General features: G+C 66.3%; 26 protein-coding genes. 8 read left to right on the top strand and 18 right to left on the bottom strand.

The window, feature by feature from the left end; genetic code table 11:
• Positions 1-4 precede the first annotated feature (4 nt).
• From K32_RS22065 to hisB, 8 genes are all read right to left on the bottom strand, one after another.
• Positions 5-904, bottom strand: coding sequence for a cation diffusion facilitator family transporter (locus K32_RS22065; RefSeq protein ID WP_201401557.1), 900 nt, complete (start codon positions 902-904; stop codon positions 5-7).
• Positions 905-1025: 121 nt separating this feature from the next.
• Entirely contained in the window at positions 1026-1979 is a 954-nt protein-coding gene (coaA, locus tag K32_RS22060) for a type I pantothenate kinase (RefSeq protein ID WP_201401556.1), read from the bottom strand.
• Positions 1980-2002: 23 nt separating this feature from the next.
• Entirely contained in the window at positions 2003-2326 is a 324-nt protein-coding gene (locus tag K32_RS22055; RefSeq protein ID WP_201401555.1) for a phosphoribosyl-ATP diphosphatase, read from the bottom strand.
• A gap of 12 nt (positions 2327-2338) precedes the next feature.
• On the bottom strand, positions 2339-3127 hold the full coding sequence (gene hisF, locus K32_RS22050; RefSeq protein WP_201401554.1) for an imidazole glycerol phosphate synthase subunit HisF: 789 nt from the start codon (positions 3125-3127) through the stop codon (positions 2339-2341).
• Positions 3127-3867 carry a 1-(5-phosphoribosyl)-5-[(5-phosphoribosylamino)methylideneamino]imidazole-4-carboxamide isomerase gene (gene hisA / locus K32_RS22045; protein ID WP_201401553.1) on the bottom strand — a complete coding sequence of 247 codons (741 nt, stop codon included), beginning with the start codon at positions 3865-3867 and terminating at the stop codon, positions 3127-3129. The genes hisF and hisA overlap by 1 nt, the downstream gene beginning before the upstream one ends.
• A complete protein-coding gene (gene hisH / locus K32_RS22040; protein ID WP_201401552.1) occupies positions 3867-4517 on the bottom strand; it encodes an imidazole glycerol phosphate synthase subunit HisH in 651 nt (216 codons plus the stop codon). Before hisH ends, hisA begins: the two co-directional genes overlap by 1 nt.
• On the bottom strand, positions 4514-5005 hold the full coding sequence (locus tag K32_RS22035) for a DUF2628 domain-containing protein (protein ID WP_201401551.1): 492 nt from the start codon (positions 5003-5005) through the stop codon (positions 4514-4516). The genes hisH and K32_RS22035 overlap by 4 nt, the downstream gene beginning before the upstream one ends.
• A gap of 9 nt (positions 5006-5014) precedes the next feature.
• Complete coding sequence (gene hisB, locus K32_RS22030) at positions 5015-5608, bottom strand: imidazoleglycerol-phosphate dehydratase HisB (RefSeq protein ID WP_201401550.1); 594 nt, start codon at positions 5606-5608, stop codon at positions 5015-5017.
• A 195-nt stretch (positions 5609-5803) separates the two neighbouring features.
• Between hisB and hslV the strand changes: the two genes are divergently transcribed.
• The 3 genes from hslV to K32_RS22015 all read left to right on the top strand — a co-directional run bounded on the left by hslV (position 5804) and on the right by K32_RS22015 (position 8926).
• Positions 5804-6370, top strand: coding sequence for an ATP-dependent protease subunit HslV (gene hslV / locus K32_RS22025; RefSeq protein ID WP_201401549.1), 567 nt, complete (start codon positions 5804-5806; stop codon positions 6368-6370).
• Positions 6371-6487: 117 nt separating this feature from the next.
• The gene (gene hslU / locus K32_RS22020) at positions 6488-7792 is read left to right on the top strand and encodes an ATP-dependent protease ATPase subunit HslU (RefSeq protein WP_201401548.1); all 1305 of its coding nucleotides are present in this window, start codon (positions 6488-6490) and stop codon (positions 7790-7792) included.
• Positions 7793-7978: 186 nt separating this feature from the next.
• On the top strand, positions 7979-8926 hold the full coding sequence (locus K32_RS22015; RefSeq protein ID WP_201401547.1) for a DUF1402 family protein: 948 nt from the start codon (positions 7979-7981) through the stop codon (positions 8924-8926).
• A 12-nt stretch (positions 8927-8938) separates the two neighbouring features.
• Here the strand turns inward: K32_RS22015 and K32_RS22010 are convergent, their stop codons facing one another.
• The 4 genes from K32_RS22010 to K32_RS21995 are packed head-to-tail and all read right to left on the bottom strand — an operon-like array spanning position 8939 to position 11786.
• The gene (locus K32_RS22010; RefSeq protein ID WP_201401546.1) at positions 8939-9358 is read right to left on the bottom strand and encodes a helix-turn-helix domain-containing protein; all 420 of its coding nucleotides are present in this window, start codon (positions 9356-9358) and stop codon (positions 8939-8941) included.
• Positions 9355-9942, bottom strand: coding sequence for a Smr/MutS family protein (locus tag K32_RS22005; protein ID WP_201401545.1), 588 nt, complete (start codon positions 9940-9942; stop codon positions 9355-9357). Before K32_RS22005 ends, K32_RS22010 begins: the two co-directional genes overlap by 4 nt.
• The gene (locus tag K32_RS22000; RefSeq protein ID WP_201401544.1) at positions 9939-11039 is read right to left on the bottom strand and encodes a murein transglycosylase A; all 1101 of its coding nucleotides are present in this window, start codon (positions 11037-11039) and stop codon (positions 9939-9941) included. The genes K32_RS22005 and K32_RS22000 overlap by 4 nt, the downstream gene beginning before the upstream one ends.
• 15 nt (positions 11040-11054) lie before the next feature.
• Positions 11055-11786: a Tim44/TimA family putative adaptor protein gene (locus K32_RS21995; protein WP_201401543.1), complete on the bottom strand. Its 732-nt coding sequence runs from the start codon at positions 11784-11786 to the stop codon at positions 11055-11057.
• 259 nt (positions 11787-12045) lie between these two features.
• Between K32_RS21995 and secB the strand changes: the two genes are divergently transcribed.
• The gene (secB, locus tag K32_RS21990) at positions 12046-12534 is read left to right on the top strand and encodes a protein-export chaperone SecB (RefSeq protein ID WP_201401542.1); all 489 of its coding nucleotides are present in this window, start codon (positions 12046-12048) and stop codon (positions 12532-12534) included.
• A gap of 81 nt (positions 12535-12615) precedes the next feature.
• Here secB and dnaQ read toward each other — a convergent pair whose 3' ends face one another.
• The 5 genes from dnaQ to K32_RS21965 all read right to left on the bottom strand — a co-directional run bounded on the left by dnaQ (position 12616) and on the right by K32_RS21965 (position 16334).
• Positions 12616-13335 (bottom strand): DNA polymerase III subunit epsilon, encoded by a 720-nt coding sequence (gene dnaQ, locus K32_RS21985; RefSeq protein WP_201401541.1) that lies wholly within the window; start codon positions 13333-13335, stop codon positions 12616-12618.
• 61 nt (positions 13336-13396) lie between these two features.
• Positions 13397-14005, bottom strand: a complete 609-nt coding sequence (gene coaE / locus K32_RS21980) for a dephospho-CoA kinase (protein WP_201401540.1) — start codon at positions 14003-14005, stop codon at positions 13397-13399.
• On the bottom strand, positions 14002-14874 hold the full coding sequence (locus K32_RS21975; RefSeq protein ID WP_201401539.1) for a shikimate dehydrogenase: 873 nt from the start codon (positions 14872-14874) through the stop codon (positions 14002-14004). Before K32_RS21975 ends, coaE begins: the two co-directional genes overlap by 4 nt.
• Positions 14875-14883: 9 nt before the next feature.
• On the bottom strand, positions 14884-15471 hold the full coding sequence (locus K32_RS21970) for a Maf family protein (protein ID WP_201401538.1): 588 nt from the start codon (positions 15469-15471) through the stop codon (positions 14884-14886).
• Entirely contained in the window at positions 15468-16334 is an 867-nt protein-coding gene (locus K32_RS21965) for a pyruvate, water dikinase regulatory protein (RefSeq protein ID WP_201401537.1), read from the bottom strand. Before K32_RS21965 ends, K32_RS21970 begins: the two co-directional genes overlap by 4 nt.
• 436 nt (positions 16335-16770) lie before the next feature.
• Here K32_RS21965 and hemE point away from each other — a divergent pair, with 436 nt between their 5' ends.
• From hemE to rho, 3 genes are all read left to right on the top strand, one after another.
• On the top strand, positions 16771-17793 hold the full coding sequence (hemE, locus tag K32_RS21960) for a uroporphyrinogen decarboxylase (protein WP_201404609.1): 1023 nt from the start codon (positions 16771-16773) through the stop codon (positions 17791-17793).
• Positions 17794-17811: 18 nt separating this feature from the next.
• Positions 17812-18243, top strand: a complete 432-nt coding sequence (gene hemJ / locus K32_RS21955; RefSeq protein WP_201401536.1) for a protoporphyrinogen oxidase HemJ — start codon at positions 17812-17814, stop codon at positions 18241-18243.
• Positions 18244-18465: 222 nt separating this feature from the next.
• A complete protein-coding gene (gene rho / locus K32_RS21950) occupies positions 18466-19731 on the top strand; it encodes a transcription termination factor Rho (RefSeq protein ID WP_201401535.1) in 1266 nt (421 codons plus the stop codon).
• A 115-nt stretch (positions 19732-19846) separates the two neighbouring features.
• On the opposite strand, the gene K32_RS21945 is transcribed toward rho, so the two are convergent.
• The gene (locus K32_RS21945; protein ID WP_201401534.1) at positions 19847-21865 is read right to left on the bottom strand and encodes a thioredoxin domain-containing protein; all 2019 of its coding nucleotides are present in this window, start codon (positions 21863-21865) and stop codon (positions 19847-19849) included.
• A 129-nt stretch (positions 21866-21994) separates the two neighbouring features.
• Here K32_RS21945 and mnmE point away from each other — a divergent pair, with 129 nt between their 5' ends.
• Complete coding sequence (mnmE, locus tag K32_RS21940; protein ID WP_371812760.1) at positions 21995-23332, top strand: tRNA uridine-5-carboxymethylaminomethyl(34) synthesis GTPase MnmE; 1338 nt, start codon at positions 21995-21997, stop codon at positions 23330-23332.
• Positions 23333-23397: the final 65 nt, after the last annotated feature.

Here is a 23397-nt window from a genome sequence, read left to right as displayed (position 1 = left end):
GATCCTAGAGCACGATGACGCCGTGGTGCTGCGCCTCGGCCTCGGGCTCGACATGGATCAGAACTTCCGAGCCCTCGATCGCCTTGTTCAGCGCCGCCTCGATGCGATCGCAGATGACATGGCCGGCGGCAACCGTCATCGAGCCGGGCACGACCAGGTGGAACTCGATGAAGATGACGCGGCCGGCATTGCGGGTTCTGAGGTCGTGCACCTCGATGGCGCCGGTCGCCTCGGCCGAGATGACGGCGCGGATCTCGCTCTCGACCTCGCTCGAAACCGCATGGTCCATCAGCCCGCCGACCGAATCGCGGATGACGCGCCAACCGGACCACAGGATGTTGACGGCGACGATGACGGCGAGCAGCGGATCGAGCACGATCCAGCCGGTCAGCGCCACGAGCACGAGGCCGATGAAGACGCCGACCGAGCTGACGACGTCGCTGGTCAGATGCCAGGCCTCGGCGATGAAGGCGGGCGAACGGCGTCGACGGCCGAAGCGGAACAGGTACATCGCCCAGGCGCCGTTGATGGCGGTGGCGATCAGGTTGATCGAGAGGCCGACGCCGGCATTCTCGAGCGCGCGCTTCTCCTCATAGGAGATCCAGGCCTCGCGCAGGATCAGGAGCGCCGCGACGACGATCAGCACGCCTTCCAGCACGGCGGAGAAATACTCCGCCTTGTGGTGGCCGAACTGGTGGTCGCTGTCGGCTGGCTTGTGGCTGAGGCGGATCGCCCAGAACGCCGCCACCGCCGTCGCCAGGTTGACGATGCTCTCGAGCGCATCCGAATAGAGCGCGACGCTGCCGGTCTTCCAGTAGGCGGCATATTTCAGCCCCATCACGACCAGCGCGATGACGATCGAGCTGAGCGCGACAAGCGTAATCCTGTCGTTCCATTTCGGCATGATCGTCCTCGGCCCTTCAAGCGGTCCGGGCGCCTTAACATCGCCCGGAGGAGGCTTCAACGGCTATCTTCGCAACTGCGAACGAGTGGCAATCCCAAGTGCCGAAAACCCAGGCTACGCCTCACAAACGGCGCAAGGCGACCTGTTCGATCCGGTGACTTTCTCCTTTGGATAGGATCAGGTCGGCGCGCGGTCGGGTCGGCAGGATGTTCTCGTAGAGGTTGAGACGATTGATGCGCGACCAGAGCCCCTCGGCGATCGCCAGCGCCTCCTCGTCGGAGATCAGCGAGTAGCGATGGAAGTAGGAGTTGGGGTCGCGGAAGGCCGTCTCGCGCAGCCGCTGGAAGCGCTCGACATACCAGCGCCGGATGTCGGCCTCGACGGCGTCGATATAGATCGAGAAATCGAAGAAGTCGGAGACGAAGGGCACCGCCGTGCCGTCGCGCGGCAGGCGCGGCGCCTGCAGCACGTTGATGCCCTCGACGATCAGGATGTCCGGCCGGTCGATGGTGACCCGCTCGCTCGGCACGATGTCGTAGACGAGATGCGAATAGACCGGCGCCGAGACGCTGCCGCGCCCGGCCTTGATGTCGGAGAGAAAGGCGAGCAGCGCCGGCAGGTCGTAGCTCTCGGGAAAACCCTTGCGCTCCATCAGCCCTTCGCGCTCGAGCACGGCGTTCGGGTAGAGGAAGCCGTCGGTGGTGATCAGGTCGACCTTTGGCGTGTTGGTCCAGCGCGCCAGCAGCGCCTTCAGCACGCGCGCCGTGGTCGACTTGCCGACCGCGACCGAGCCGCCGATGCCGATGATGAAGGGCGTCTTGCCCTCGGTCGCGCCGAGGAAGGTGCGGGTGGCGTTGTAGAGCCCCTGCGTCGCCGCGACATAGAGGCTGAGCAGCCGCGATAGCGGCAGGTAGATCGTCACCACCTCGTCGATCGAGATCGGATCGTTCAGGCTGCGCAGCCGGACGAGGTCATCCTCGGTCAGCGTCAGCGGCATGTCGGCCCGGAGGCCCGCCCATTCCTTGCGGCCGAAATAGCGATGCGGGGCGTGCTCGATCCGCGCGGACTTGTCCATGATCATTCTCCCCGGACCGCGGATCACTCCGCCGGCCGCGACGCCTTTTCCTGCAGCCCGGTCTGGCGGGTGCGGCCTTCGAGCTCGTCCATCACCGCGTCGAGCGGCACGTCGGCCGCCTCCAGCATGACGAGCAGATGGTAGAGCACGTCGGCCGCCTCCGACGTCAGGTCGGCCGCGTTGCGCTCGGTCGCGGCGATCACGGCCTCGACGGCCTCCTCGCCGAATTTCTTGGCGCAGCGCGACGGCCCCTTGGCGACGAGCTTGGCCGTATAGGAGCCGGGATCGCCCGAATGGGCGCGGTCCCTAATGATCGCGGCGAGGTCGGAAAGCGTGAAGTTCGACATGCCCTGCCCTCCTTAACCGTCGAGACGGACCGGAATGCCGGCCGCCGCCATGTGGGACTTTACTTCGCCGATGGTGAACTGGCCGAAATGGAAGACCGAGGCGGCGAGCACCGCGCTGGCATGGCCCTCGACGACGCCGTCGACGAAATGGTCGAGCGCGCCGACGCCGCCCGACGCGATCACCGGAACCGGCACCGCGTCGGCGATCGCCCGCGTCAAAGCGAGGTCGAAACCGTCGCGCGTGCCGTCGCGGTCCATCGAGGTCAGGAGGATCTCGCCGGCGCCGAGCGCCGCGACTTCGATCGCATATTCGATCGCGTCGATGCCGGTCGGCTTGCGGCCGCCATGGGTGAAGATCTCCCAGCGGTCGTGGTGATCGCCACTCATGCCGCGGCGCTTGGTCTGCTTGGCATCGATGGCGACGACGATCGCCTGCGCGCCGAACTTCTCGGCCGCGCGGGCGACGATCATGCGGTCCGTCACGGCGGCCGAATTGATCGCCACCTTGTCGGCGCCGGCCAGCATCAGGGCGCGGATGTCCTCGACGGCGCGGACGCCGCCGCCGACCGTCACCGGCATGAAGCAGGCCTCGGCGGTGCGCGCCACGACATCGAGGATGGTGCCGCGGTTCTCGTGCGTCGCCGTGATGTCGAGGAAGCAGAGTTCGTCGGCGCCGGCGGCGTCATAGGCCTTGGCGGCCTCGACCGGATCGCCGGCGTCGATGAGGTCCACGAACTGCACGCCCTTGACGACGCGGCCGTCATGCACGTCCAGGCAGGGGATGACACGGGTCTTGAGCATCAGGCGGTCTCCCGCGCTTCGCGGATCAGCTTCAGCGCCGCCGCCGGATCGAGGCGGCCGTCATAGAGGGCGCGGCCGGAAATCGCGCCTTCCAGGATGGCGCAATCGGGCTCGAGCAGGCGCTTGACGTCGTCGATCGAGGCGAGGCCGCCGGAGGCGATCACCGGGATCTCGACGGCGCGGGCGAGCGCCAGCGTCGATTCGATGTTGAGGCCCTTCAACACGCCGTCGCGGTCGATATCGGTGAAGACGATCGCCGCCACGCCGGCATCCTCGAAGCGGCGCGCCAGCTCGATCGTCGTCAGCTCGGACGTCTCGGCCCAGCCCTCGACCGCGACCTTGCCGCCGCGCGCGTCGATGCCGACGGCGACCTGGCCCGGATAGGCCTTGCAGGCCTCGCGGACGAGATCGGGATCACGCACGGCAATCGTGCCGAGGATGACGCGCGAAATGCCCTTGTCGAGCCAGGCTTCGACGCCGGCGCGATCGCGGATGCCGCCGCCGAGCTGGACCGGCATCTCGACCGCCTTCAGGATGGCCTCGACCGCCGCACCGTTGACCGGCTGGCCGGCGAAGGCGCCGTTCAGGTCGACGACATGCAGATATTCGAAGCCCTGGGTCTCGAATTCATGCGCCTGGGCGGCGGGATCGGTGTTGAACACCGTCGCCTGCTCCATGTCGCCCAGCTTCAGACGGACGCAGGCGCCATCCTTCAGGTCGATGGCGGGGAAAAGGATCATCAGGGCTTCCACTTCAGGAAGTTGGCGAGAAGGGCGAGACCAAGCTTCTGGCTCTTCTCGGGATGGAACTGGGTTCCGGCGATGTTGCCGGTGGTGACGATCGCCGTGACCGGACCGCCATAATCGGCGGTCGCGATGACGTCGCCCGGCTGTTCGGCGAAGAGCTGGTAGGCATGCAGGAAATAGGCATGCCAGCCGTCGTCGCCCAGCGCGATGCCGTCGAGGAGCGGATGCGGGGCGGAGGCGTTCAGCGTGTTCCAGCCCATATGCGGGATCTTCAGGCGCGGATCGGAGGGTTCGATCCGGCGCACTTCGCCGGGAATGCGGCCGAGGCCCTTGGTTACGCCATATTCGATGCCGCGCGTCGCCAGGAGCTGCATGCCGACGCAGATGCCGAGGAACGGCCGTCCCTTGGCGTCGATCGTCTCGTTGATCGCCTCGATCATGCCGTCGACGCTGTCGAGATTGGTGCGGCAATCGGCAAAGGCGCCGTCCCCCGGCAAGACGACGTGATCCGCCTTGGCGACGACGTCGGGATCGGCGGTGACGACGATCCGCGCCGTCGAGCCGATGCCGGCGGCGGCGAGTTCGAGCGCCTTGGCGGCCGAGCGAAGATTGCCCGCGCCGTAGTCAATGATGGCAATGGTCATCGGGCTGTCCCCGGGGTCGGAAAGAGGCCGACGATATCGGCCGAGGCATTGGGCTGCGCCGCGCGAGCGATCCTGGCGGTGGCCGGAACGGCCTCCGGCACGACCGGCGAAGCGGCGGCGAAACGGTGGAAAAAGCGGATCTCGGCCTCGGCGCGCGAACGGCCCTCGGCGACGCCCGCCTCGGTGAAGCGGCGCCGCGAAAGCGTCCAGCGCAGAAGCGAACTGCCCTCGAGGCCGAGGAACAGCGCGCCGAGCAGGCCGAGCGCCGCCGCCGTCGGCGCGCCGAGATAGCGGCCGGAAAGCTCGATCGCGACGAGGTAGAGCGCATAGACTGCGAGCACCACCCACATGCGCCGATAGAGCATCCACAGCACCGGCAGGAAGAAGGCCGGCCACGAGAAGCCGTCCTTGACGAAGATCATGCGGTCGGCCTCGTCCAGCCCGCCGGTCGCGGAAACGGGCGGTGCGTGCACGGTGTAGATCGTCATGCCGCCCTCTCAGTCGCCGAGCTTGCCCTTGGTCGACGGCACACGGTCGGCCTGGCGCGGATCGATCGACGCCGCGACGCGAAGCGTGCGCGCGACCGCCTTGAAGCAGGTCTCGGCGATATGGTGGTTGTTGTCGCCGTAGAGGTTCTCGATGTGCAGCGTGATGCCGGCGTTCTGGGCGAAGGCCTGGAAGAATTCCTTGAACAGCTCGGTATCGAAATCGCCGACCTTGTCGCGCGTGAACTCGACCTTCCAGACCAGATAGGGCCGGCCGGAGACGTCGATGGCGCAGCGCGTCAGCGCCTCGTCCATGGCGAGGTGGGTGTCGGCATAGCGCGTGATGCCGCGCATCTCGCCCAGCGCCTTCTTGAGCGCCTGGCCGATGGCGATGCCGACATCCTCGACGGTGTGGTGCTGGTCGATATGCAGATCGCCCTTGCAGCGGATGGTCAGGTCCATCAGGCCGTGGCGGGCCAGCTGATCGAGCATATGATCGAAGAAGCCGACGCCCGTGGCGATGTCGGCGCGGCCGGTGCCGTCGAGATCCAGCGTTACCGCGATCTCGGTTTCCTTCGTCTTGCGCTCGATCGTGGCGCTACGCATATCTCTTTCCTTCTCAGTCCGCCTTGCTAGGGACAGCCGGCTTTTAACAGGCGTTTCCCTGTAACGCCACAAGGTTGAGCAAGCCTTTGCATCGCCGGACGGTGCGCCTACATAAGACGCTCCAGAGACGCTCTAGCCAACAGGGATCGCCGCGGGGCCTCAAGGGACCAAGGCGATCCGCCACGAAAGCAAATCATGACACATTCCCAGAACGATAGCCCCTATGCGGCTTGGCACGGGACGACGATCATCACCGTTCGCAAGGGCGACAAGGTGGTCATCGCCGGCGACGGCCAGGTGTCGCTGGGCCAGACCGTCATCAAGCACACGGCCCGCAAGGTCCGCCCGCTCGGCAAGGGCGGCGTGATCGCCGGTTTCGCCGGCTCGACCGCCGACGCCTTCACCCTGTTCGAACGCCTCGAGGCGAAGCTCGAGCAGTATCCGGGACAACTGACCCGTGCCTGCGTCGAGCTCGCCAAGGACTGGCGCACCGACCGCTATCTGCGCCATCTCGAGGCGATGATGCTGGTCGCCGACAAGACGACGAGCCTGGTGCTTACCGGCAATGGCGACGTGCTCGAGCCGGAAGGCGGCGTCATGGGCATCGGCTCCGGCGGCAACTACGCCCTCGCCGCCGCCCGCGCGCTGGCCGACACCGATCTCACGGCTGAACAGATCGCCCGCAAGGCGATGGCGATCGCCGCCGAGATCTGCGTTTACACCAACACCAGCGTGACGCTCGAACAGCTCGACGCTGCCTAGAGCGTCTCACCGTTTCCCCGAAACGGCTCGACCCTCTAGCTCCTTGTTTTGACGCGTTTTCGAGCCGCGAACCGCACACACTTCGCTTGAAAACGCTACAGGCGGACAGGAAGTCCCATGACCAATTTCTCTCCCCGCGAGATCGTCTCCGAGCTCGACCGCTACATCATCGGCCAGAACGACGCCAAGCGCGCCGTCGCCATCGCCCTGCGTAACCGCTGGCGGCGCCAGCAGCTCGAAGGCACGATGCGCGAAGAAGTGCTGCCGAAGAACATCCTGATGATCGGGCCGACCGGCGTCGGCAAGACCGAGATCTCGCGCCGCCTCGCCCGCCTCGCCGGCGCCCCGTTCCTCAAGGTCGAGGCGACCAAGTTCACCGAGGTCGGCTATGTCGGCCGCGACGTCGAGCAGATCGTCCGCGACCTGGTCGAGGTCGGCATCTCGCTCACCCGCGAGAAGAAGCGCAAGGATGTCGAAGCCAAGGCGCATCTCTCGGCCGAGGAACGCGTGCTGAACGCGCTCGTCGGCGACAGCGCCAGCCCGGCGACGCGCGAGAGCTTCCGCAAGAAGCTGCGCGCCAACGAGCTGGACGACAAGGAAATCGAGATCCAGGTGCGCGACCAGTCCGGCGGCCTGCCGCAGTTCGACGTTCCCGGCATGCCGGGCGCCTCGATCGGCGTGATGAATATCGGCGACATGCTCGGCAAGGCCTTCGGCGGCAAGACCAAGACGCGCCGCGTCACGGTCAAGGACAGCTACAAGGTGCTGATCGACGAGGAATCCGACAAGCTGCTCGACGACGAACAGCTGACGGCCGAGGCGATCTCGATCGTCGAGAACGACGGCATCGTCTTCCTGGACGAGATCGACAAGATCTGCGCCCGCGAAGGCCGGGCCGGCGATGTTTCACGTGAAGGCGTGCAGCGCGATCTTCTACCTTTGATTGAAGGTACGACCGTCGCAACCAAGTACGGCCCGGTGAAGACCGATCACATCCTCTTCATCGCGTCGGGCGCCTTCCACATCGCCAAGCCGTCGGACCTGCTGCCGGAGCTGCAGGGCCGCCTGCCGATCCGCGTCGAGCTCAACGCGCTGACCCAGGCCGACTTCCGCCAGATTCTGACGGAACCGGAGGCTAGCCTGATCAAGCAGTATGTGGCGCTGATGCAGACGGAAGGCGTCAAGCTCGTGATCGCCGAGGACGCGATCGACGCCATCGCCCGCATCGCGGTCGAGGTGAACTCGTCGGTCGAGAACATCGGCGCGCGCCGGCTGCAAACCGTCATGGAGCGCATCCTCGACGACATCAGCTTCGCGGCCCCGGATCGCTCCGGCGACACGGTGACGATCGACGCCGCCTATATCGAGGCGCATATCGGCGATCTCTCGCGCAACATCGACCTGTCGCGCTACATCCTCTGACGCGATAGCGGCCCCGCCCTGCCCTTTTGGCGGGGCCGCGCAACCTTCTGCAACCTGCCGCAGCGGCTTTATCCGCGCCCCTGTGGCAGGTAAGCCGTTTTCGAGCCCGGTTTTCCGATGCTATAAACCCGGATCGGCCGATCCATGACGGGTGCGGTCTCTCGTTCGACCGACGGATCGCTTCCCATGCGTCTTCTGCGTAGCGCCCTGCTCGCTTCCCTTGTCCTCGCGACCATCCTGCCCGCCACGGCCGCCGTCGTCGTGCCGCCCGGCAACCGCAGCGCGGCGCAGCCCGAAATCGACATGAGTTCGATCAAGCGGGCCGGCGAGACCAAGGAGACGTTCGAGGCGAAATACCGCCGGATCTATGCGCTGCTGAAACGCGACAAGACCCTGATCCGCTCGATCAAGCGCGCCGCCAAGATCTATGACGTCGACCCGGTGCATCTGGTCGGCGCCATCGTCGGCGAGCACACCTACAACGTCGGCGGCCTCGACAGCGCCCAGGCCTATTACGTCAAGGCGCTCGCCTATCTCGGCACCAAGGACCTCGCCTTCGGCTACCAGGGCGAGAGCGTCGCCGAATTTGTCAGCCGCCCGCAATTCGACCGCTGCGACGGGCTGAAGTCATCCTATGACCTCTGGACCTGCCGCGAGGATGTCTGGGACGCCGAGTTCCGGGGCAAGAAGGTCGACGGCAAGTCGTTCCCGCGCGACCGCTTCTCCAAGGTGTTCTTCCAGCCGCTCTATGCCGGCCAGACCTTCGGGCTCGGCCAGATCAATCCGCTGACCGCGCTCACCGTCACCGACATCGTGCACCGGAAGAGCGGACTGCCGCTGCTCGACGCCGAGCGGGCGCCGGAGCTCTACCAGGCGATCATGGATCCCAACATGTCGCTCGACTACATGGCGGCGATCCTCCGCCTGTCGATCGACGTCTATCGCGATACCGCCGGCGTCGACATCTCGAACAATCCCGGCATCACCTCGACGCTCTACAATGTCGGCGACGTCAAGGTGCGCGCCCGCAAGCTCGCGGCCGAGCGCAAGCGCAGCAAGAACGCGATGCCGCAGGAAAACTACTATGGCTGGCTGGTGAACGAGCGGCTGGACGAGCTGCGCGCGCTGCTCTGAGGAGCCCGTCGCTCACTTCAGCGTCGGCAGATCCAGCGCGTGTTCGGCCTGCAGCGCCCGGCGGGCGCTGTCGCGATCGCGGGCGTCCTGAACCGCCTTCTTCAATTCCTGCAACGACTTGACGCTGAGGCCGCCGATCTCGCCGGCGAGAAGGTGCGCGAGTTCCGTCGCCTCGGGCGCCAGTCCCGCCGTATCGACGACGACGCGCGGATGCGAGCGTTCGGCGAGCCGCTGCAGTTCCTCGGCCTCATCCCAGATGACGTTGAAATAGGCGATGATGCGCTGGACCATGAACCAGCTCGGACTGCCGCGCTTGCCATGCTCGAGCGCCGAGAGATAGGAGCTCGAGACCTGGAGCTTACCGGCCATGTCCTTGAGCGACAGGCCCCTCTCCTCGCGCATCTCGCGCAGGCGCTGGCCGAACGGCGTCATGCCGGCCCTGCCTTGTGCGCCGTCCGCTTCTTGCGGATCCGCACATAAAGCGCGCCGCCGCCGCCATGGCTGCGATGCGCCTCCTCAAAACCGATGACGATGCCGCGCAGCCCCGGCTCTGCCAGCCATTGCGGCACGCGCCGGCGAAGTACGCCGCGCTCGGTCATGCCGAACGGATCCTCGCCCGTCGCCTTGCCCTTGCCGGTGATGACGATGACGAGCTTGGCGCCGCGCGCCTGCGCGTCGACCAGGAAGCCGCGCAGCCGGTCATGCGCGTCCATCTGGGTCAGCCCGTGCAGGTCAATGCGGCCATCGATCTCGATCGTGCCGCGCGCGACGCGGGTCAGTGTCCGCCGCTCGATCGGATGCAGCGGCGGTGGCGGCGCCGGCTTGTCGGCCTTGCCGATCTTCGCCCCCGCCCCGATCGGCTTTGCCAGCTCGGCCTGAAGCGACTGCGGCTCGGCGACGGGCGCCGGAGGCGGCTCGGGCATGACATCTTCCGGCCGCAGCGGCACGGCGGTGCGCGCGACCGTCGCCCAAAGCGTGCGCTCCTCGCCCGACAGGCTGCGCTTGCGGCGTGTCATGACCCGCCCCGCGGCGCCAGCACGACGAAACCACCTGACGCCTGCATGCGCCCGGCGATCCGGCCGGCCTCGTCGCCGGAGCCGAAGAAGATATCGCCGCGCGCCGGGCCGAGAATGGCGGAGCCGGTATCCTGCGCGACGAGCAGCCGGCGGAACGCGCCACCGCCCTCGGCGGCCGGCAGCCTCGTGTCGATCCAGACCGGCACATGGAAAGTGTGCAGCGTGCGGTCGACGGCGAGGCTGCGCCCGGCCGTCAGCGGCACCTTGGCGGCGGCGATCGGCCCGAGCGCCGGATCCTGCACGGCGGCCTCGCGGAAGAAGATGTAGGAGCGGTTCTGCCAGATCACCTCGGACGCCTGGTCCGGATGGGCGGCGAGCCACTCGCGGATCGTCTGCATGGAAACGCCGCCCTTCGGTAGCGCTCCGCGATCGAGCAGCACCCGGCCGACCGACGTGTAGGCATAGCCCGACTTCGCCGCATAGGTGACGCGGAGAAGCTCGCCCCCCGGCAGCCGCAGCCGCGCCGCGCCCTGGATATGGACGAAGAGCGCGTCGACGCGATCGGCGAGATAGGCGATTTCCAGTCCGCGCCCGGTGAGCGCACCGCGCTCTATCTCGCCCCGGTCGAAGAACGGCTCGAACCCCGCCTCCGTCTGGCGCGCGAAACGCATGCCGGGCTCGAGGCCGGGCGGCGGATCCTTTTCGTCGATCTCGACCAGCTCCGCCGGCGGCGCCAGCAGCGGCACGGAAAATTCCGCCGACGGCTGCAAGGACGCTGCGACTTCGGGCTCGTAGAATCCGGTGAAGAAGCCGGCTTCGCTATCCGGCTGGACCAGCCGCAACGGCTGGAAATTTGCCTCGAAGAAGCGGCGGGCGCTCTCGTCGTCCAGTTCGGCCGGCAGGCCGATGGCGGCGCCGGCGACCTTCGCCAGCGCGACGCCGTCTATGCCGAGCGCGCGGGTCTTCGGTGGCTGGTCCGCGATATGGACGGCGCTCCGATGAAAGGCGCGCCAGGCCGCCGCATGGTCGTCATCCCGCCAGCCTTCGAGCGCGTCGAAGGGGATCGGCACAAGCCGGGTGTTCGCTTCCGTCGACACAACGCGGGCTTCCGGTCATTCAACGGTTTCGGTCGCCACCAGCAGCCAGTTCGGGTCTCGGGATGAGACATCGCGGGCGAAGGTCCAGATATCGGTGACGTCGGCGATGTGGACGGCATCGCCATCGACGATCTCGCCGGCCTTGTCGCGCGTCGCCGAGATCAGCTTGGAGACGAACTTGACCGAGACCTGCGCCGTGCCGTTCTTCAGCGCGCCATCGACCATTTCGACCTTCTCGAAGCCGACGAAATTGAACTCGACCGTCTCGCCGCGCGCCTCGCGCTCGCCGATGGCGCCGGCGAATCCGTCATAGACCTCGCGGCCGAGCAGCGGCTTCAGTGCCTTGCGGTCGCCCTGGGCAAAAGCGGTGACGATCATTTCGTAAGCGGTGCGCGCGCCGTCAATGAACTGTTGCGGATCGAAATTGCGGTCCGCCGCGATGATCGCGGCGAGCGCCGAGGCGAGCGGCGTTCCAGGCTGGGCGACGGCGGCGATGCGCTGATCCTCGCTGGTTGTGACCGGCTGCGCGGCGACGGCGGCATCGTCATTCGCGGACGGACGGCGGGGCAGCGCCACCACCTTGTCGCCGGCGGCCGCTTCCGGCTCGCTGGCCTTGCGACGGGCGAACGGGTCGAAGGGCGGGCGCTCATTGCCCGTGCGCTGACCCAGCACGCCGCGCAGCTTGAAGAAGATCACCACCGCGAGGACGAGGAAGATCAGCGTATAGATATCGACGAAGCCGTTCATGCCGAAGGCATCCTGTCCTATTCTGGAGGGCCCATGAGACCGGATCTGGAGCCGGAAACGCGCAAGCGAGCGATCATGGACCCAATGTGGTAATCGTTGGGCGGCGATCCAAGTCCGTCAAGGGCACAATGCCGGGTAGGGCAGCACATCGAGCCTCCGACGGACGTCGTACAGCGCTTGTATCACTGAGACGGAAGTGTTAGCGAGCCCACTTGTCAAGATCAGGCCATTCGGCCGATTGTCCAGGGGAGCCGCCATTATGGCCGATGACAACGAAAACGGCGCGGGCCAGCTCGCCCAGCCGAACCTTTCGATCCTGCTGCAGTATGTGAAGGATCTTTCCTTCGAGAATCCCGGCGCGCCCCGTTCGCTCGGTCCGCGTCGCACGGCTCCGAGCATCAACATCGGCATCAATGTCGGCGCCACGCCGCTGGACGCTGAAGACTACGAGATCGAGCTCCGCCTCGAAGGCCGCGCCACCGAAGGCGACCAGACGATCTTCGTCGCCGAGCTGGTCTATGCTGGCGTGTTCCGCCTTTCGAACGTGCCGCAGGAAAACCTGGCGCCGATCCTGATGATCGAATGCCCGCGCCTGCTATTCCCGTTCGCCCGCCAGATCCTGGCCGACATGACCCGCAATGGCGGCTTCCCGCCGCTGCTCGTCGACCCGGTCGACTTCACCCAGCTCTACCGTCAGCGCCTGATGGAAATGGCCGCCGCCCAGCAGCAGGGTTCGCGCCCGAGCTGATCGGCTTCGCGACGGCAACGCCGCCGCAGACAAACAAAGCCCCTGTTCCACATGGATCAGGGGCTTTTCTTTTGCCTTTTCTCAGGCCTCGCCGGCTTCTTCCGGCAGATAGGCCTTCCACAGCGCGCTGTCGCCCATCTTGCCGATGAAGGCCTGGTGCGCCGCCTGCTCTTCCGCCGTGACGCGGAACGGACGCGGTTCGGGCCGCTGCTGCGTCGGCGCCACGAGGATCGGCGCGCCGTCGTCGCTGACCTCGGCGGCCGCGTCCGGCATCAGGATCAGGTCCGGCTGGCGCCCGCCGATCAGCTCCAGATAGACGTCGGCGAGCAGCACCGAGTCGATCAGGCCGCCGTGGACGGTGCGCTTGCTGGTATCGATGCCGTAGCGCGAGCAGAGTGCATCGAGCGAGTTCGGGCCCATCGGATGCTTGCGGCGCGCCAGCACCAGCGTGTCGATCACCCGATCCGGCGGAATCGGCGGCTTGCCGAGCCGGGCGAACTCCGCGTTGATGAAGCCGATATCGAAGCTGGCGTTGTGGGCGATCAGCGTCGCGCCTTCGATGAAGGCGATGAAATCGTCGACCACCGCGCTGAACACCGGCTTGTCGGCCAGGAACTCGTCGGAAAGGCCGTGCACGCGGAACGCCTCGACCGGCATCGACCGTTCGGGGTTGATGTAGATGTGGAAGTCGCGACCCGTGGGGAGGTGGTTGAACAGCTCCACCGCGCCGATTTCGACCAGCCGGTCGCCCTTCAACGGTTCGAGGCCGGTCGTTTCCGTATCAAAGACGATCTCGCGCAACGCTCTCTCCGCTTTTCGTCAATCCATGGTGCCGTCGCCGGGGCCGGCACGCAACCCTTTGTCAGTTCTGGTCCGACCGCGCGGCGGCCGTTGCCGCCAGCGCCCGCACGATATCCGCGACACGCGCCGCCGACGCTTCCTTGCTGCCACCCGTCTCGACGACGAAATGGGCGCGCCGGCGCTTTTCCGCATCCGGCATCTGGCGGGCGAGAATGGCGGCGAGCCGCTCCGGCGTCATGCCCGGGCGCTCCAGCACCCGCGCCGCCTGGATCTCGGCCGGCGCGCTGACAACGACGGTAACATCGACGCGCTTTTCGCCGCCCGTCTCGAACAAAAGCGGTACATCGACAACGAACATCGACCGGCCGGCGCGCCTGGCCTCGGCCATGCATTCAGCCTCGACGGCCTGCACCATCGGATGGACGATCGCTTCCAGCTCCCGCAACGCGCCGGGATCCGCGGCGAGGATCGCCGACAGCCGGCCCCGGTCGACGACGCCATCCTGGATCGCGTCCGGGAAACGCGCCGAGATCGCCGGCACGGCCGGCCCGCGATAGAGCGCGTGGACGACGGCATCGGCGTCGTGCAGCACGGCGCCATGCTCGGCGAACAGCCGGGCCGTGGTCGACTTGCCCATGCCGATCGAGCCGGTGACGCCGATGACGATCACGCCGCGTTTCCTGCTTCGACGATGCCCATGTCGGCGAGGATCAGAGCCCTGAGCTCCGGAGTGACGGTGGGCCGGCGGCCGAACCAGCGCTCGAAGCCCGGCGCGGCCTGGTGCAGCAGCATGCCGAGGCCATCGACGGTCTTCAGCCCGCGTGCCCGCGCGATCGAAAGTAACGGCGTCTCGAGCGGCGTGTAGACGATGTCGGTGACGAACAGGTCGTCACGCGCCGCGCCGAGGTCGATCACCAGCGGCGGCTGGCCCTCCATGCCGAGCGAGGTGGTGTTGACCAGCAAGGTCGCTTGCGGCAGCAGGCGAGGGAGGTCGTCCCAGCCGGCGGGCCGGATTTCGGAGCCGAAACGTTCGGCCATCGCCTCGGCCCGGTCACGGGTGCGGTTGACGACATGGATCGGCGCGAAGCCGCGCGCCTTCAGCGCCCAGATCACCGCGCGCGCCGCGCCGCCGGCGCCAAGCACGATCGCCGGGCCGGGATTGGCGTCAAAGCCGGGGGCCCGCTGGTCGAGATTGGCGATGAAGCCCTCGGCATCGGTATTCGAGCCGACGAGCTTGCCATTCTCCAGCCAGACCGTGTTGACGGCGCCGAGCGCGGACGCGACCGCATCGGCCTGATCGACCGAGGCGAAGGCGACCTCCTTGTGCGGAACGGTGACGTTGCAGCCGATGAAGGGGCCGTCGGCGAAACCGGCGAAGAAGGCGGCCGCATTCTCCGGCTCGACCGGATGACGAACATAGTCGCCGGCAAGCCCCAGCTCCGCCAGCCAGTGGCGATGGATGATCGGCGAGCGGGAATGCTTGACCGGCCAGCCGATGACACAGGCGGTCGGAACAGTCGTCGGGGCTGAAATCGTCATGTCGCCTCGTCAGGACGGAAGGAGGCCGCGCCGGCGCAATTCGGCCAAGAGCGGCAACATGGGAAGTCCGAGAATGCTGAAATAGTCGCCTTCGATCGCCTGGAAAAGCTGGATTCCGACGCCTTCGAGCAGATAGGCGCCGACCGACCACAGCGCACTATCACCGGCCGCGTCGAGATAGCGCTCGATCGCCTCGCTCGTCAGGGGCCGCATGGTCAGGCTCGCCGTGCTGACATGCTCCCAGACGATCTCGCCGTTCTCCGCCAGCACGACCGCTGTGCGCAGGCGATGGGTACGGCCGGCGAGCGCCGCGATCTGCGCGGCGGCGGCCGCGCGATCGACCGGCTTGACGAAGCGCTCGCCATCGAGATCGAGCACCTGATCGCCGCCAAGGATCAGACGGCCGGGCGCCGCGATGGCAAGCGCCTTGGCGCGCGAGAGGGCCAGCGCGATCTCGGTCGGCGAGGCGCCTTGGGCGAGGAGGGGCGTTTCCAGCGCCCGCTCGTCGACGCCCGGCGCGATCGCCTCGAATGTCAGACCGGCATTGCGGAGGAGGGCGATGCGGGTCGAGCTGGTGGAAGCGAGGATCAGCGTCATGACGAAAGCCCGTCCCGAATGCCGGCTTCGCGGAGCGTTCCGGCCTGCTTGTTGCGCAGCGCCAGGATGGCGGCGGCCGTCTCCTCGATCGAGCGGCGCGTCACGTCGATGACCGGCCAGCCATTGCGGGCGCAGATCTTACGGGTGGCGGCGATCTCGTTGGCGACGGCGGCGCGATCGACATAGGGATCGTCCTCGCTGCCAAAGGCGGCATTGGAGAGAACCCGGTTTTCCCGCATCTGCACGATCCGGTCCGGCGTCGCCACCAGCCCTACGATCAACGGATGGCTCGCCGCCTCGAGTTCCGCCGGCAGGCCGATCCCCGGCACGATCGGGATATTGGCGGTGCGCACGCCGCGATTGGCCAGGTAGATGCTGGTCGGCGTCTTCGACGTCCGGCTGACGCCGATGATGACGATCTCGGCGAGGTCGAGATCCTCCGGCAGCTGGCCGTCATCATGCATCATCGTGAAGGTCAGCGCCTCGATGCGGCGGAAATAGTCGCCGTCGAGCGAATGCTGTGCGCCGGCGCGCCCCTCGCTCGACGCGCCGAGATAGGACTGGAACACCTGCAGCACCGGATCGAGCACCGAGAAGCAGGGCACGCCGATATCGCGGCAGCCCTGTTCCAGCATCGCCGCCATGACACGATCGACCAGCGTGTAGAGAATGATGCCCGGCTCGCGCTCAATCTCGACCAGAAGCTGGTCGATCTGCTTCGGCGCCCGCACCATCGAATGCATGTGCTCGATCACCGAAACGCCCGGATACTGCGCCGAAGCGGCGCGTCCGACGGTCAGCAGCGTCTCGCCGGTCGCGTCCGAAATCAGGTGCAAATGCAGATGCCGGGACTCGTTCTTCACACTGTCATCCCCAGGGCTGTGGACACGGACGGGATAAGTCGGCCTCCGTTCGGCCAGGACCCGACTTGTCCCCGATCGCCGCGAATTGATCAACAGCGGCTCCGCCTGGGGAGATCGAGTCCGGGGCTGTCGATGGAATCGGGGATTAACGAGTTATTAACCTATGCGTTAAGGGGATATTAACAATGATGGCAGAACTGCTCCAAAGTTGAGGATTGGCAAAAAGCGCAAATGGGCCAAGGCGATACGCGCCGCCATCCACGCTCTTTCCCCAGCCGGACGGATGCGGGGCTGAAAAGGGCGGGTTCTTCAGACGGCGTCTCGGTCGCATTGTGGACGGCGATGAATGACGGTAATCCACCGTCTAAAAGAAGAAGAAACTACAGATAGATCTCTTTCTTTGGTGGTGGTGGTGCAGAAAGTCCCGACGGCTTTGATGACGAAAGCGCGCTTGTTGCGCGTCCTCGATGGCGAGGTTCTCGCCGAGCCGCCGATCTGGCTGATGCGCCAGGCGGGCCGTTATCTGCCCGAATATCGGGAGCTCCGCGCCAAGGCCGGATCCTTCCTCGATCTCTGCTACACGCCCGAGCTCGCGACCGAGGTAACGCTGCAGCCGATCCGCCGGTTCGGTTTCGACGCGGCGATCCTGTTCTCCGACATTCTCGTCATCCCGCACGCGCTCGGCCGAGACGTCCGCTTCGTCGAAGGCGAGGGACCGCGTCTCGATCCGATCGATCCGGCCGAGATCGCGCAGCTTTCTGTCGACGCCGTCCTCGAAAGGCTGGCGCCGGTGCTGGAGACGGTTGGCGCCGTCCGCCGCGAGCTGGCCCCCGACAAGGCCCTGATCGGCTTCTGCGGGGCGCCCTGGACCGTTGCGACCTACATGATCGCCGGCAAGGGGACTCCAGATCAGGCGCCCTCGCGTCTGCTGGCGGCGCGCGACCCGGAAGCGCTGGACCGCCTGATCGATACGCTGGTCGAGGCTTCGATCGTCTATCTGGTCGCGCAATTGCGGGCTGGCGCCGACGCCGTGCAGATTTTCGACAGCTGGTCGCGCGTTCTGTCGCCGAGGGCGTTCGAACGCTGGTCGGCCGGGCCGATCGCGCGGATCGTCGCCGGCGTGCGGGCGGAAATTCCGGATGCGCGCATCATCGGCTTCCCGAAAGGCGCGGATCGGGGGCTTTCAGCCTTCGTCGAGACGACGGGCGTCAACGCGGTCGGCGTCGATTGGACCGTGCCGCTGCGAGCGGTCCGCGACGAAATCGACGGTCGCGCCGCCATCCAGGGCAATCTGGACCCGATGGTCCTCGTCGCCGGCGGCGACGAGCTCGATCGTTCGGTCGATGAAATTCTCGAGACGATGCGCGGTTCGCGACTGATCTTCAATCTCGGGCACGGGATCGTGCCGCAGACGCCGATCGCGCATGTCGAGCGACTGATCGCGCGCATTCGCGGCTAGGGCAGGGGGATAACGGCAATGTTGGCTTACTACGACTGGATCAAGGCCCTGCACGTCATCGCGGTGATTACGTGGATGGCGGGCATCTTCTATCTGCCGCGCCTTTTCGTCTATCACACCGGCGCGGCGGTGGGCTCCGACAAGTCCGAGACCTTCAAGGTCATGGAAGCGAAGCTGCTGCGGATCATCATGAATCCGGCGATGATCCTGACCTGGATCACGGGCCTTACCATCGTTCGGCTCGGCGGCTTCGAGCAGCAGCCCTGGTTCATGGCGAAATTCGTGCTTGTCATCGCCATGTCGGTTTTCCATATGTGGCTGGCGTCGTGCCGCAAGGCCTTCGCGGCGGATCGCAACACGCGTTCGGAGCGGGCCTACCGTCTCGCCAACGAGATCCCGACGATCCTGATGATCCTCATCGTCATTCTGGTCGTGGTAAAACCGTTCTGAGTTTCTGTGATTTTGCGACGTTTCTGACGCTTGCCGTGGAACCGGCGAGCGATTATGGTGCGCCATCTTGTCGAAGCAGACAGATGCCGGTTGACCTGCCAGGGACGACCGAAGCATCGCGCCGGCGGGCATAGCTCCCGCCAGGCTGAAGTTCTGCCAATCCCCATTTATGCCCTTCGATATCCATCCTTTCTTTGAATCCAAACGAGATTCACAAAACCCATGCGTGAAATGAAACTGCAGGACCTCAAGTCCAAATCCCCGACGGAGCTGCTGGCCTTCGCCGAGGAACTTGAGGTCGAAAATGCGAGCACGCTGCGCAAGCAGGAGCTGATGTTCGCGATCCTGAAGCAGCTGGCAGACAACGACGTCGAGATCGTCGGACAGGGCGTCGTCGAGGTTTTGCAGGACGGTTTCGGCTTCCTGCGCTCGCCCGACGCCAACTATCTCGCCGGACCCGACGATATCTACGTCTCTCCCTCGCAGATCCGCCGCTTCTCGCTGCGGACCGGCGACACGGTCGAGGGCTATATCCGCAGTCCGAAGGATGGCGAGCGCTATTTCGCCCTGCTCAAGGTCTCGACGATCAATTTCGAGGACCCCGACAAGGCGCGCCACAAGGTCCACTTCGACAATCTGACGCCGCTCTATCCGAACGAGCGCTTCAAGATGGAGCTCGAGGTTCCGGCCGGCAAGGACATGACGCCGCGGATCATTGACCTCGTCGCGCCGCTCGGCAAAGGCCAGCGCGCCCTGGTCACGGCGCCGCCGCGCACCGGTAAGACGGTGTTCCTGCAGAACATCGCCCACTCGATCGCCCAGAACCATCCCGAGTGCTACCTCATCGTTCTCTTGATCGACGAGCGTCCGGAAGAAGTGACGGACATGCAGCGCTCGGTGAAGGGCGAGGTGATCTCCTCGACCTTCGACGAACCCGCCACCCGCCACGTTGCCGTCGCCGAGATGGTGATCGAGAAGGCCAAGCGTCTCGTCGAGCATGGCCGCGACGTCGTCATCCTGCTCGATTCGATCACCCGCCTCGGCCGCGCCTACAACACGGTCGTGCCGTCCTCCGGCAAGGTGCTGACCGGCGGTGTCGACGCCAATGCGCTGCAGCGGCCGAAGCGCTTCTTCGGCGCGGCGCGCAATATCGAGGAAGGCGGTTCGCTGACGATCATCGCGACCGCGCTGATCGATACCGGCAGCCGCATGGACGAAGTCATCTTCGAAGAGTTCAAGGGCACCGGTAACTCGGAAATCATCCTGGACCGCAAGGTGGCCGACAAGCGGACCTTCCCGGCGATCGACATCACCCGCTCGGGTACCCGCAAGGAAGAGCTGCTGGTTCCGCCGGATGTGCTCAAGAAGATGTACGTGCTCCGTCGCATCCTCATGCCGATGGGCACCGTCGACGCGATCGAGTTCCTGCTCGACAAGCTCCGGCAGACGAAACACAACTCCGATTTCTTCGATCAGATGAACACCTGATCCGGCATTTCGGCCGCCTGTTGGTGGCCGTTTCCGACATCAAAATGGCCGGGCTCGTCCCGGCCATTTTTCGTTTCGGCTGTTAACCCGCGAGTGTGACGCTGTTAGCGTTTCGTTAGCCATGCGGGCGCAGTTCGGCGGCGAGCGCCTTGGCGTCGGAGAGCGGCAACGAGCAGGCGCCCTCTCGGCAGACATAGGCGGTCACCTTGCCGTCGATCGCGCGCTTGCCATGGGCGGGATGCGCGGCCGGCAGCGAGGCGCCGTCCTCCCGGAGGTCGAGCACCAGATCCGGGCTCCAGTTCTCCAGCACCACTTGGCGAAGCTCCGCGCCGCTGTCGCCGGCCGGTATCAGGATCACCACCGAGCGGATCGTGAGGCGAAGGTCGAGGCCGGAGAGCAGGCTCGCGGTGCCGAAGACGTTTTCCGCAATTGCGCTAGCCGAGGCCGCGAGGATGGCATCGGCCCGATCGCGGAACCTATCGTCGCCCGTCAACGCCCAGAGCCGGACGAGACTGTCGACGGCGAGGCCGTGCGGATTGGGCGAGGCGTCGTCGATACGGTCGGATTTCCGGACGATCAGCGGCTCGGCGTCGTCGGCGGTGAAGTGCAGATTGCCCTTGCCGTCGCCATGGTGCGTTTCGAGCAGATCCAGCAGGCGGGTCGCTTCGTCGAGATAGCTTGCCTTCTGCGTCGCTTGATGCAGGGCGACGGCGGCGCGAGCGAGCGACGCGAGATCGGAGGAGAAGCCGGGAAAGACGCCCTGACCGTTGCGGAGGGCATGGCCCGGGCGCCCGTCGCGAGAAACCGATTCGGTTATGAAACGATAGGCCGCCTCCGCCAGCGCCACCCAGTCGGGCCGGTCGAGCAGCCAGCCGGCGGTGGCGAGGCCGGTGATTGCATAGCCGTTCCAGTCGACCAGGATCTTGTCGTCGAGGCCGGGCCGGACGCGACCGGCGCGCTCTTCCAGCATGCGGGCGAGCAGCGCGTCGGCGCGTCGCTGGTCGCTGTCTGCGAGCGGGGCAGGGGTTCGCAATCGATTCGGGATCGAAACGCCTTCCCAGTTGCCGCCCTCGTGGATGTCGTAGGTCGCGGCGATGAGATCGGCGTCGTCGGCATCGAGGAAACGATCCAGCTCGTCGCGCCGCCAGACGTAGAAGCGGCCCTCATGCCCCTCGCTGTCGGCGTCGAGGCTGGCGGCGAAGGCGCCGCCGGGCAACAGCATCTCGCGCACGAGCCAGCCGATCGTCGTCTCGATCCGGCTTCGATAGGTCGCGCGGTTCGGGCTCTGGATGGTCGCCAGCGCCAGCTGCCCCAGCAGCAGGCCGTTATCGGACAGCATTTTTTCGAAATGCGGCACCAGCCAGTCGACATCGGTCGAGTAGCGGGCGAAGCCGCCGCCAACGTGATCGAAGATGCCGCCGTTGGACAGGCCGGTCAGCGTCGCCTCGGCGGCGCTGATATAATCGGGAATGCCGGTGCGACGGGCGCCGCGGGCAAGATAGTCGATCACCGTCACGTTCGGAAATTTCGGCGCGCCGCGCGTGCCGCCGCGCTCGAGATCCATGATCGAGAAGATCGAGCGCGCCGCCTGGTCGAGCAGGTTCGGGCCGAGCGCCGGGCCGTCAAAGGCGGGGCGCGGCTGGATATGGGCGGCGATGCGATCAGCCTGCGCCAGGATCTCGGCGCGGTCGCGACGATAGAAGCCGTCAATCTGAGTCAGCACGTCGACGAAGGCCGGCCGGCCATAGCGCGACACCTTCGGGAAATAGGTGCCGCCCCAGATTGGCTTGCCGTCCGGCGTCAGGAACATGGTAAGCGGCCAGCCGCCCTGCTCGCCGATCGCGTGCAGCGCCGCCATATAGATCTGGTCGATGTCGGGCCGCTCCTCGCGATCGACCTTGATGTTGACGAAGAGACGGTTCATCACCGCGGCGGTTTCGGCGTCCTCGAACGATTCATGCGCCATGACGTGGCACCAGTGGCAGGCGGCATAGCCGATCGAGAGCAGGATCGGCCGGTCGAGATCCCTTGCCTCCTTGAGCGCGGCGGCGTTCCAGCCGCGCCAGTGCACGGGATTGTCCTGGTGCTGAAGCAGATAGGGGCTGGTCTCGAAGCGAAGCAGGTTTTCGGACATCGGAGCTTTCGCGGTTGGTTTGCGTCGCGGACGGCCCGAAGCCTAGACCTGTCGGATCGGCGCGGCTAGGCAAGAGGCCGAGCAGAGGCGGATCCAGCGGCGACGGTTCCGGAAAGCAGGCAAGGGCATATGACATTGCATCGCGACGACACGATCTTCGCGCTTTCGAGCGGCGCGGCGCCCTCCGGCGTCGCCGTCATCCGGCTGTCGGGCAAAGGCGTTCGATTCGGCCTCGAAACATTGGTCGGCGCCGTGCCGCCGGCGCGGCTGGCGAGCCTCCGGACGCTGCGCGCGCCCGAGAATGGCGAGATCCTCGATCGCGGTTTGGTGCTGTTCTTTCCCGGCCCCGCCAGCTTCACCGGCGAGGATGTCGCCGAATTGCAGGTGCATGGCGGCCGGGCGGTTATCGCCGGCATCCTGAAGGCGCTCGCGGCGCTGCCGGGTTTTCGCGCGGCGGAGGCCGGCGAGTTCACGCGTCGCGCCTTCGAGAATGGCCGCGCCGACCTGACCGAGATCGAGGGGTTGGCGGATCTGATCGCAGCCGAGACCGAGATGCAGCGGCGTCTCGCCATCCGCCAGGCCGATGGCGGCCTGCGCAAGCTCTATGAAGACTGGCGCCATCGCCTGATCCGCGCGCGCGCCCTGGTCGAGGCCGGTCTCGACTTCGTCGACGAAGAGGACGTGCCGGATGACGTCATGGCGCCGGCTTGGGGCGAGGCCGCCGGCGTGGCCAATGAAATGGCGGCGCATCTCGACGACCAGCACTTTGGCGAGCGAGTCCGCGATGGCTTCGAGGTGGTGCTGCTCGGGCCGCCGAATGTCGGCAAGTCCAGCCTGATGAATGCGCTTGTGCGGCGCGAGGCGGCGATCGTCACGGCCGAGCCCGGCACGACGCGCGACCTGATCGAGGTGGCGCTGGATATTGACGGTCATGCCGTGACGCTGATCGATACGGCCGGACTGCGCGAGACGGAGAGCGTCGTCGAGCGCGAAGGCATCGCCCGCGCCCGCCGCCGCGCCGACACCGCCGATCTGGTGCTGGCGCTTTCCGACCAGGACTCCTTCGCCGAAACGATTCCGGATGGCGCCCCGGTTCTGCGCGTGCGCACCAAGCTGGATCTGCTCGAAGACGCACTCGATTCGGACTCGAAACGAGTCAATGACGCCGATGTTGTCGTGTCGGCCCGGAGCGGGCAGGGGTTGGATGCGTTGGTCCGCGAGATCGGCGCGGCGCTTCGTCTGGCGCGGCCGATGCCGACGGCGTTGATCACGCGGACACGGCAGCGCGACGGCATCAGTCGCTCCCTCGGCTATCTCAGCGAGCTGGAGCGAGCCGGCGATCATGCCGTCGAGGTGAAGGCGGAACTCTTGCGCAGCGCCGCCGATGCGCTCGGTCGCGTCACCGGCAAGGTCGATGTCGAGGACCTGCTTGACGTGATCTTTTCCGAATTCTGCATCGGCAAATAGACGCGGATTCCGCTTCTGTTCCACGTGAAACAGTTTTGCCTTTGACGCGGTTCGGTCGAGCGATT

Origin of the sequence: Kaistia sp. 32K, assembly GCF_016629525.1 — a bacterium.
GTDB lineage: Bacteria > Pseudomonadota > Alphaproteobacteria > Rhizobiales > Kaistiaceae > Kaistia.
The sequence above is the reverse complement of the archived record's forward strand: the minus strand, read 5'-3'. Positions and strand labels throughout refer to the sequence as shown.

Excerpts from the sequence above, each read along its gene's own strand:
- K32_RS22065 (WP_201401557.1), bottom strand. The coding sequence starts at position 904 with ATGCCGAAATGGAACGACAGGATTACGCTTGTCGCGCTCAGCTCGATC.
- coaA (WP_201401556.1), bottom strand. The coding sequence starts at position 1,979 with ATGGACAAGTCCGCGCGGATCGAGCACGCCCCGCATCGCTATTTCGGC.
- K32_RS22055 (WP_201401555.1), bottom strand. The coding sequence starts at position 2,326 with ATGTCGAACTTCACGCTTTCCGACCTCGCCGCGATCATTAGGGACCGC.
- hisF (WP_201401554.1), bottom strand. The coding sequence starts at position 3,127 with ATGCTCAAGACCCGTGTCATCCCCTGCCTGGACGTGCATGACGGCCGC.
- hisA (WP_201401553.1), bottom strand. The coding sequence starts at position 3,867 with ATGATCCTTTTCCCCGCCATCGACCTGAAGGATGGCGCCTGCGTCCGT.
- hisH (WP_201401552.1), bottom strand. The coding sequence starts at position 4,517 with ATGACCATTGCCATCATTGACTACGGCGCGGGCAATCTTCGCTCGGCC.
- K32_RS22035 (WP_201401551.1), bottom strand. The coding sequence starts at position 5,005 with ATGACGATCTACACCGTGCACGCACCGCCCGTTTCCGCGACCGGCGGG.
- hisB (WP_201401550.1), bottom strand. The coding sequence starts at position 5,608 with ATGCGTAGCGCCACGATCGAGCGCAAGACGAAGGAAACCGAGATCGCG.
- hslV (WP_201401549.1), top strand. The coding sequence starts at position 5,804 with ATGACACATTCCCAGAACGATAGCCCCTATGCGGCTTGGCACGGGACG.
- hslU (WP_201401548.1), top strand. The coding sequence starts at position 6,488 with ATGACCAATTTCTCTCCCCGCGAGATCGTCTCCGAGCTCGACCGCTAC.
- K32_RS22015 (WP_201401547.1), top strand. The coding sequence starts at position 7,979 with ATGCGTCTTCTGCGTAGCGCCCTGCTCGCTTCCCTTGTCCTCGCGACC.
- K32_RS22010 (WP_201401546.1), bottom strand. The coding sequence starts at position 9,358 with ATGACGCCGTTCGGCCAGCGCCTGCGCGAGATGCGCGAGGAGAGGGGC.
- K32_RS22005 (WP_201401545.1), bottom strand. The coding sequence starts at position 9,942 with ATGACACGCCGCAAGCGCAGCCTGTCGGGCGAGGAGCGCACGCTTTGG.
- K32_RS21995 (WP_201401543.1), bottom strand. The coding sequence starts at position 11,786 with ATGAACGGCTTCGTCGATATCTATACGCTGATCTTCCTCGTCCTCGCG.
- secB (WP_201401542.1), top strand. The coding sequence starts at position 12,046 with ATGGCCGATGACAACGAAAACGGCGCGGGCCAGCTCGCCCAGCCGAAC.
- K32_RS21975 (WP_201401539.1), bottom strand. The coding sequence starts at position 14,874 with ATGACGATTTCAGCCCCGACGACTGTTCCGACCGCCTGTGTCATCGGC.
- K32_RS21970 (WP_201401538.1), bottom strand. The coding sequence starts at position 15,471 with ATGACGCTGATCCTCGCTTCCACCAGCTCGACCCGCATCGCCCTCCTC.
- hemE (WP_201404609.1), top strand. The coding sequence starts at position 16,771 with ATGACGAAAGCGCGCTTGTTGCGCGTCCTCGATGGCGAGGTTCTCGCC.
- hemJ (WP_201401536.1), top strand. The coding sequence starts at position 17,812 with ATGTTGGCTTACTACGACTGGATCAAGGCCCTGCACGTCATCGCGGTG.
- rho (WP_201401535.1), top strand. The coding sequence starts at position 18,466 with ATGCGTGAAATGAAACTGCAGGACCTCAAGTCCAAATCCCCGACGGAG.
- K32_RS21945 (WP_201401534.1), bottom strand. The coding sequence starts at position 21,865 with ATGTCCGAAAACCTGCTTCGCTTCGAGACCAGCCCCTATCTGCTTCAG.
- mnmE (WP_371812760.1), top strand. The coding sequence starts at position 21,995 with ATGACATTGCATCGCGACGACACGATCTTCGCGCTTTCGAGCGGCGCG.